The 8754-nt window shown below is 43.1% G+C and carries 4 protein-coding genes and 1 pseudogene; all 5 read left to right on the forward strand.

Annotated features, from left to right (window positions below):
- Positions 1 to 64 precede the first annotated feature (64 nt).
- The 5 genes and pseudogenes from rpoC (at position 65) to tuf (ending at position 8753) form a co-directional block, all read left to right on the forward strand.
- A pseudogene (rpoC, locus tag L654_RS01000000126645) lies at positions 65 to 4227 on the forward strand (DNA-directed RNA polymerase subunit beta').
- A 194-nt stretch (positions 4228 to 4421) separates the two neighbouring features.
- Positions 4422 to 4796 (forward strand): 30S ribosomal protein S12, encoded by a 375-nt coding sequence (gene rpsL / locus L654_RS0122580; RefSeq protein ID WP_008165517.1) that lies wholly within the window; start codon positions 4422 to 4424, stop codon positions 4794 to 4796.
- Positions 4797 to 4893: 97 nt separating this feature from the next.
- Positions 4894 to 5364, forward strand: coding sequence for a 30S ribosomal protein S7 (gene rpsG / locus L654_RS0122585; protein WP_010555004.1), 471 nt, complete (start codon positions 4894 to 4896; stop codon positions 5362 to 5364).
- Positions 5365 to 5391: 27 nt separating this feature from the next.
- Positions 5392 to 7506: an elongation factor G gene (fusA, locus tag L654_RS0122590; protein ID WP_024609122.1), complete on the forward strand. Its 2115-nt coding sequence runs from the start codon at positions 5392 to 5394 to the stop codon at positions 7504 to 7506.
- Between the two features lie 62 nt (positions 7507 to 7568).
- Positions 7569 to 8753, forward strand: coding sequence for an elongation factor Tu (tuf, locus tag L654_RS0122595; RefSeq protein ID WP_024589451.1), 1185 nt, complete (start codon positions 7569 to 7571; stop codon positions 8751 to 8753).
- Position 8754: the final 1 nt, after the last annotated feature.

Raw genomic sequence — 8754 nt, forward strand, 5'->3', positions numbered from 1 at the left:
GGCTGAATAGAATGTAGGGACGAGATTATCCGTCCTCAAGATTAACTCCGACAGGAGAGCTAAGGTGAAAGACTTACTTAAGTTTCTGAAGCAACAAAATAAGACCGAAGAATTCGATGCAATTCGCATTGGTCTTGCTTCACCAGACATGGTTCGTTCATGGTCATACGGTGAAGTAAAGAAACCTGAGACTATTAACTACCGTACTTTCAAGCCTGAGCGCGATGGCTTATTCTGTGCCCGTATTTTCGGCCCAGTGAAAGATTATGAGTGTTTATGTGGTAAATATAAACGCCTTAAACACCGTGGTGTGATCTGTGAAAAGTGTGGCGTTGAAGTAACACTCACTAAAGTGCGACGCGATCGTATGGGTCATATCGACCTTGCGAGCCCAGTTGCACATATATGGTTTTTAAAATCATTACCGTCACGTATTGGCTTAATGCTAGATATGACGCTTCGTGATATTGAACGTGTTCTTTACTTCGAATCATTCGTAGTAACTGAACCTGGTATGACAACGCTTGAGCGTGGTCAGTTATTAGGTGAAGAAGAATACTTAGATTCACTAGAAGAGCACGGTGATGAGTTTGAAGCTAAGATGGGTGCTGAAGCAGTTTTAGACTTGCTTCGTGAACTTGATCTTGCTCAATTAATTGCTGAGATGCGTGAAGAGTTACCAACAATTAACTCTGAAACTAAGCGTAAAAAAATCACTAAACGTCTTAAGTTAATGGAATCGTTCCACCAATCAGGTAATAACCCTGAGTGGATGATCATGACAGTACTTCCAGTATTGCCACCTGATCTACGCCCATTAGTACCATTAGACGGTGGTCGTTTTGCGACATCTGATCTAAATGACCTTTACCGTCGTGTTATTAACCGTAATAACCGTCTTAAGCGTTTACTAGATTTAGCAGCACCAGACATTATTGTACGTAACGAAAAACGTATGTTACAAGAAGCGGTAGATGCGCTACTTGATAACGGTCGTCGTGGTCGTGCAATTACAGGTTCTAACAAACGTCCTCTTAAATCTCTTGCTGATATGATCAAGGGTAAGCAAGGTCGTTTCCGTCAGAACTTACTTGGTAAGCGTGTAGATTATTCAGGCCGTTCTGTAATCACAGTTGGTCCTACACTTAAGCTTCACCAATGTGGTCTTCCTAAGAAGATGGCACTAGAGCTATTCAAACCATTCATCTATGGCAAATTAGAACGTCGCGGCATGGCTACGACAATCAAAGCTGCTAAGAAGATGGTTGAACGTGAAGTTCCGGAAGTATGGGATGTACTTGACGAAGTAATTCGTGAACATCCAGTATTACTTAACCGTGCACCAACACTTCACCGTTTGGGTATCCAAGCGTTTGAGCCTGTGCTTATCGAAGGTAAAGCGATTCATTTGCATCCATTAGTATGTGCGGCGTACAACGCCGATTTCGATGGTGACCAAATGGCGGTACACGTACCGTTAACAATCGAAGCGCAGCTTGAAGCTCGTGCATTGATGATGTCAACAAACAACATTCTATCTCCTGCGAATGGTGAGCCAATCATCGTTCCTTCACAGGATGTTGTATTGGGTCTTTATTACATGACTCGTGACCGCATTAACGCTAAAGGCGAAGGCGCGATATTTAAAGATCCAAAAGAAGCAGAAAAAGCATACCGCAGTGGCAATGCAGACCTTCACGCAATTGTGAAAGTACGTATTAGCCAATCAGTTAAAAACGAAGACGGCGTAGTAGAAGATACTATTACTGTTATCGATACAACTGTTGGTCGTGCAATTCTGTCTCTAATTTTACCTAAAGGCATGCCGTTTGCGTCAATCAACCAGCCGCTAGGTAAAAAGCAGATTTCTGGCTTATTGAATGAGTGTTACCGTCGTCTAGGTCTTAAAGATACAGTTATCTTTGCTGACCAAGTTATGTACACCGGTTTCCATTATGCAATGAAGTCAGGTGTTTCTATCGGTATTGATGACTTAGTTATCCCACCGGTTAAAGCACAGATAATTGAATCAGCTGAAGCTGAAGTTACTGAAATCAACCAACAATTCCAATCAGGTCTTGTAACGGCTGGTGAAAAGTACAACAAAGTTATCGATATCTGGTCACGTGTAAACGAAAACTTATCACGTGAGATGATGTCTAACTTGTCGAAAGACACAGTTATCAATGCACAAGGTGAAGAAGTAGAGCAACCGTCATTTAACTCAGTGTTTATGATGGCCGACTCAGGTGCTCGTGGTAGTGCTGCACAGATTCGTCAGTTGGCGGGTATGCGTGGTCTAATGGCACGTCCAGATGGTTCAATCATCGAGACTCCAATCACAGCTAACTTCCGTGAAGGTCTAAACGTACTTCAGTACTTCATCTCAACGCATGGTGCGCGTAAAGGTCTTGCCGATACAGCACTTAAAACAGCAAACTCGGGTTACCTAACGCGTCGTCTAGTAGACGTTGCACAAGATTTGGTAATCAATGAAGATGACTGTGGCACAGAAGATGGCTTAACAATGAAACCGCTTATTGAAGGTGGTGATGTTGTAGAAGCACTTCGTGAACGTGTTCTAGGTCGTGTTGTTGCTGAAGATATTGTGATTCCAGGTACTAATACAGTGCTTGTTGAACGTAATATCATGCTAGACGAAAAACTGTGTGATCTTTTAGAAGAGCATTCAGTAGATGAAGTTCGTGTACGTTCTGTTATCACTTGTGATAATGACTTTGGTGTTTGTGCTAACTGTTACGGTCGTGACCTAGCACGTGGTCATATCATCAACGCTGGTGAATCAGTGGGTGTTATCGCGGCACAGTCAATCGGTGAGCCGGGTACACAGTTAACAATGCGTACCTTCCACATCGGTGGTGCGGCATCTAGAGCGTCTGCAGAAAATAATGTACAAGTTAAAACTAACGGTACATTAAAACTTCATAACTCTAAGTACGTATTAAACACAGACGGTAAGATTGTTATTACCTCTCGTTCTACGGAAATTACTATCATTGATAGTCATGGTCGTGAGAAAGAACGTTATAAAGTACCTTACGGTGCGGTATTAACAGTGCAAGACAATGCTGAAGTTCTAGGTAACGATATCGTTGCTACTTGGGACCCGCATAGTCACCCAATCGTTCTTGAGCATAAATCAAAAGTATCGTTCAGCGATATCGATGATTCAAATACTGAAGCACAGACTGATGAGCTAACTGGTTTAACCCGTGTAGTTGTAAAAGATCTTGCTAAAGTAAATACGAAAGAACCAAAGCTTATCATCGAAAGTGAAGAGCGCGGTCTGCAAGAAACACGTCTTCCTTCATTCACGACGATTGAAGTTATTGATGGCGTTACAGCAAACCCAGGTGACGTGTTAGCACGTATTCCGCAAGAAGGTTCGAAAACTCGTGATATCACGGGTGGTCTACCACGCGTAGCCGACTTATTTGAAGCTCGTAAGCCAAAAGAACCAGCTATATTAGCTGAAGTAACTGGTACAATTAGCTTCGGTAAAGAGACTAAAGGTAAGAAACGTTTAGTTATTACTCCAGCTGAAGGTGATCATTACGAAGAGATGATTCCTAAATGGCGTCAACTTAACGTGTTTGAAGGTGAGCAAGTGTCTAAAGGTGAAGTTATCGCCGATGGTCCTGAATCACCGCATGACATCTTGCGCCTACGTGGTGTGACTCATGTTGCTAACTATATCGTTAACGAAGTGCAAGAGGTTTACCGTTTGCAAGGCGTTAAGATCAATGACAAGCACATTGAAACCATTATCCGTCAAATGTTACGTAAATGTACCATTATGCACGGCGGTGATACTGACTTCTTAGCCGGTGAACAAATCGAAGTGGCGCGCGTTAATATCGCAAACCGTGACCTTGAAAAACAAGGTAAGATACCAGCTAAGTTTGAAATCCAGTTAATGGGTATCACAAAAGCATCACTAGCAACAGAATCTTTCATCTCTGCAGCGTCTTTCCAAGAGACAACACGTGTTCTTACAGATGCGGCAGTGAATGGTAAGAGCGATGAGCTTCGCGGTCTTAAAGAAAACGTAATTGTGGGTCGTTTGATCCCAGCCGGNATCATCAAGAACGTATGGCTCGCCGTAAACAAAGCAAAGTAGTAGTAGAAGAGCAAACAGTAAGTGCAGAAGAGGCAACTCAAGCACTTACAGACGCTCTAAATGCTGATTTGTCTGGAAATCAATAAACTGTTCTTAATCAATAGATTAAGTAATCGCAAGGCAGTTATATGCTGTCTTGCGGTTAGTTTAGGTTGACAGGTTAAACTTTGCTCATTAAAATTCCGCCACCCATTTACTTGTGTGCTTAATGCAGGCTCGTAAATAAAGGGCGGATTTTTTATTTTTTTCAGTAGTAATTTTAATTTCAGGAGCTATTTAAATGGCAACTATTAACCAGCTAGTGCGTAAGCCACGCCGTAGCAAGGTTACGAAAAGTAACTCAGCTGCACTAAAAGCGTGTCCGCAAAAGCGCGGTGTATGTACTCGCGTATATACAACTACACCTAAGAAACCAAACTCGGCGTTACGTAAAGTAGCACGTGTACGTTTAACTAACGGTTTCGAAGTAACTTCATACATTGGCGGTGAAGGTCATAACCTTCAAGAGCATAGTGTAATCCTAATCCGTGGTGGTCGTGTTAAAGATTTACCAGGTGTGCGTTTTCACACTGTTCGTGGTGCACTTGACTGTGCAGGCGTTAGCGATCGTCGTCAAGCTCGTTCTAAATACGGTACAAAACGCCCTAAAGGCTAATTGTATTCCGTTAGTAAGGCCAAGCACTAAATATATATAATTATTGTTTTGGGTGATTGACTCGAAAGAGCAAACCTGAATAAACCGGAGATACAAAATGCCTAGAAGACGCGTAATCGGTCAACGTAAAATTCTTCCAGATCCTAAGTTCGGATCGGAACTTCTTGCTAAATTCGTTAACATCGTGATGTTAGACGGCAAGAAATCTACTGCTGAAAAAATTGTTTATGGTGCGCTAGACGTGGCTGCTGAGAAATCAGGCAAGTCGCACCTAGAAATCTTTGAAACTGCACTTGATAACATCCGCCCACAGGTAGAAGTTAAATCTCGCCGTGTTGGTGGTTCAACTTATCAAGTACCAGTTGAAGTACGTCCAGTTCGTCGTAACGCATTAGGTATGCGTTGGTTAGTAGACGCTGCACGTAAGCGTGGCGAAAAATCTATGGGCTTACGTTTAGCTCAAGAAATCGTTGACGCTTCTGATAATAAAGGCACTGCGGTTAAGAAACGTGAAGACGTTCACCGTATGGCTGAAGCGAATAAAGCATTCGCTCATTACCGTTGGTAATCTGTCTTTAACCTTTAAGAGGATCATATGGCACGTACAACTCCACTTGAGCGCTATCGTAATATAGGTATTGTCGCTCACGTAGATGCAGGCAAAACCACCACAACAGAACGTGTTCTGTTCTACACGGGTCTTTCTCATAAGATCGGTGAAGTACATGATGGCGCTGCAACTATGGATTGGATGGAGCAGGAACAAGAGCGTGGTATCACAATCACTTCTGCTGCAACAACGTGTTTTTGGAAAGGGATGGACGCTCAATTTGACGCCCATCGTATCAATATTATTGATACTCCAGGACACGTAGATTTCACTATCGAAGTAGAGCGTTCTTTACGCGTATTAGATGGTGCGGTAGTTGTTCTTTGTGCTTCATCTGGTGTACAGCCGCAAACTGAGACAGTTTGGCGTCAAGCGAACAAATACGAAGTTCCGAGAATGATCTTCGTAAATAAAATGGATCGCACGGGCGCTGACTTCTTAGCTGTGGTTAGTCAGGTGAAATCTCGTCTTGGAGCAACGCCTGCTCCAATTCAGTTGCCTGTAGGCGCTGAGGACGACTTTAAAGGTGTTATTGACCTTATAAAAATGAAAGTGATTAACTGGAACGAAGCGGACCAGGGTATGACTTTCTCTTATGAGGCAATACCGGCAGAACTTCTGGAATTAGCTGAAGAATGGCGCTCTCACTTAGTTGAAAGCGCTGCTGAAGCAACAGAAGAACTAATGGATAAATACTTAGAAGGTGAAGAGTTAAGTGAAGCAGAAATTAAAAATGCTTTACGCCAACGAACATTAGCTAATGAGATTGTTCCAGTTACTTGTGGTAGCGCATTTAAAAACAAAGGTGTTCAAGCTGTGCTTGATTGCGTTGTTGAATATATGCCCTCACCAGAGCAAGTGAAACAAATCCAAGGTATCTTAGAAAATGGTACTGAGGAAGAACGTCCAGCTAATGATAAGGCGCCGTTTGCTGCACTCGCTTTTAAGATTGCAACAGACCCGTTTGTTGGAACCTTGACCTTTTTCCGTGTTTACTCTGGTACTGTTAAACAGGGTGACACGGTATATAATCCAGTAAAAAGTAAGCGTGAGCGACTTGGCCGTATCGTACAGATGCATTCAAACTCTCGTGAAGAGATCAAAGAAGTTTTCGCAGGCGACATCGCGGCAGCTATTGGTCTTAAAGACGTAACAACAGGTGAAACACTGTGTGATCCGAATTCTATTATTACGCTTGAGCGTATGGAATTCCCAGAACCAGTAATCTCTATTGCGGTTGAGCCTCGCACTATAGCTGACCAAGATAAGATGGGTATCGCGCTGGGTAAACTAGCTGCTGAAGACCCTTCTTTTCGCGTACAAACTGACGAAGAATCAGGCCAGGTTATAATTTCTGGCATGGGTGAACTTCACCTAGATATCATCGTCGACCGTATGAAACGTGAATTCAGTGTTGAATGTAACGTTGGTAAGCCGCAGGTCTCATACCGAGAAGCTATTCGTTCAACTGTTAAGGTTGAAGGGAAGTTTATACGTCAGTCAGGTGGTCGTGGTCAATATGGTCACGTTTGGATTAAACTTGAACCGATGGATATTACGGATGATGAGTCACCAATTTACGAGTTCGTTAACGAAACCGTAGGTGGGTCTGTTCCTAAAGAGTTCGTCCCTGCGGTAGACAAAGGTATCCAAGAGCAAATGTCTCAAGGTGTACTGGCAGGCTACCCATTACTTGGCGTTAAAGCGACTTTATATGATGGTTCATTCCATGATGTAGATTCGAATGAAATGGCATTTAAAATAGCAGGTTCACTGGCAATGAGAGATGGGGCGCTTAAAGCTAACCCTGTACTACTAGAGCCAGTAATGAAGGTTGAAGTACTCACTCCTGATTCAAATATGGGTGATGTAGTTGGCGACTTAAACCGTCGCCGCGGCATAATCGAAGGCATGGAAGATGCATTAGGTGGACTTAAGCAAATTAATGCGCAGGTTCCTCTTTCTGAAATGTTTGGTTATGCGACTGCTTTACGATCTGCAACACAGGGCCGTGCCTCATACTCTATGGAGTTTGTGAAGTACGCTGAAGCCTCTAAAAACGTTGCAGATACAATAATTTCAGCTCGCGCTGTTATATAATTTTAGCTTGTCTGGCTCAATAGTGAGTCAGGCTTTAATTTCTTTATTAGGAATTTTTTAAGATGGCAAAAGAAAAGTTTGAACGCGTAAAACCGCACGTAAACGTTGGTACAATCGGCCACGTTGACCACGGTAAAACTACACTAACTGCAGCAATCACTAACGTACTTGCAAAAGTATACGGCGGTGTTGCTAAAGATTTCGCATCAATCGACAACGCTCCTGAAGAGCGCGAACGTGGTATCACTATTTCAACGTCTCACGTTGAATACGATACTCCTTCACGTCACTACGCACACGTAGATTGTCCTGGTCACGCCGATTATGTTAAAAACATGATCACTGGTGCTGCTCAAATGGACGGCGCGATCTTAGTAGTTGCTGCGACTGATGGCCCTATGCCACAAACGCGTGAGCACATCCTTCTTTCTCGTCAAGTTGGCGTTCCTTACATCATCGTGTTCATGAACAAATGTGACATGGTAGATGACGAAGAGCTACTTGAACTAGTAGAAATGGAAGTTCGTGAACTTCTTTCAGAATACGATTTCCCAGGTGATGACTTACCTCTAATTGCTGGTTCTGCGCTTAAAGCGTTAGAAGGCGAGAAAGAGTGGGAAGATAAGATTGTTGAGCTTGCAAACGCACTTGATACTTACATCCCAGAGCCAGAGCGTGACATCGATAAGCCATTCATCATGCCTATCGAAGACGTTTTCTCAATCCAGGGTCGTGGTACTGTTGTAACTGGTCGTGTTGAAGCTGGTATCATTCGCATCAATGACGAAGTAGAAATTGTTGGTATCAATGATACAACTCGTTCTACTTGTACTGGTGTTGAAATGTTCCGTAAGCTTCTAGACGAAGGTCGTGCTGGCGAAAACATCGGCGCACTTCTACGTGGTACTAAGCGTGAAGATGTTGAACGTGGTCAAGTACTAGCTAAGCCTGGTTCAATCAACCCACATACTACATTCACTTCAGAAGTATACGTACTTTCGAAAGATGAAGGTGGTCGTCATACTCCATTCTTCAAAGGTTACCGTCCACAGTTCTACTTCCGTACAACTGACGTAACAGGTGACGTACAGTTACCAGATGGCGTAGAAATGGTAATGCCTGGTGATAACATCAAGATGACAGTAACTCTAATCGCACCAATCGCGATGGATGAAGGTCTTCGTTTTGCTATCCGTGAAGGTGGTCGTACTGTAGGTGCTGGTGTTGTAGCAACTATCGTAGCGTAAT

Origin of the sequence: Pseudoalteromonas sp. TAB23 (assembly GCF_000498075.1) — a bacterium.
GTDB lineage: Bacteria > Pseudomonadota > Gammaproteobacteria > Enterobacterales > Alteromonadaceae > Pseudoalteromonas > Pseudoalteromonas arctica.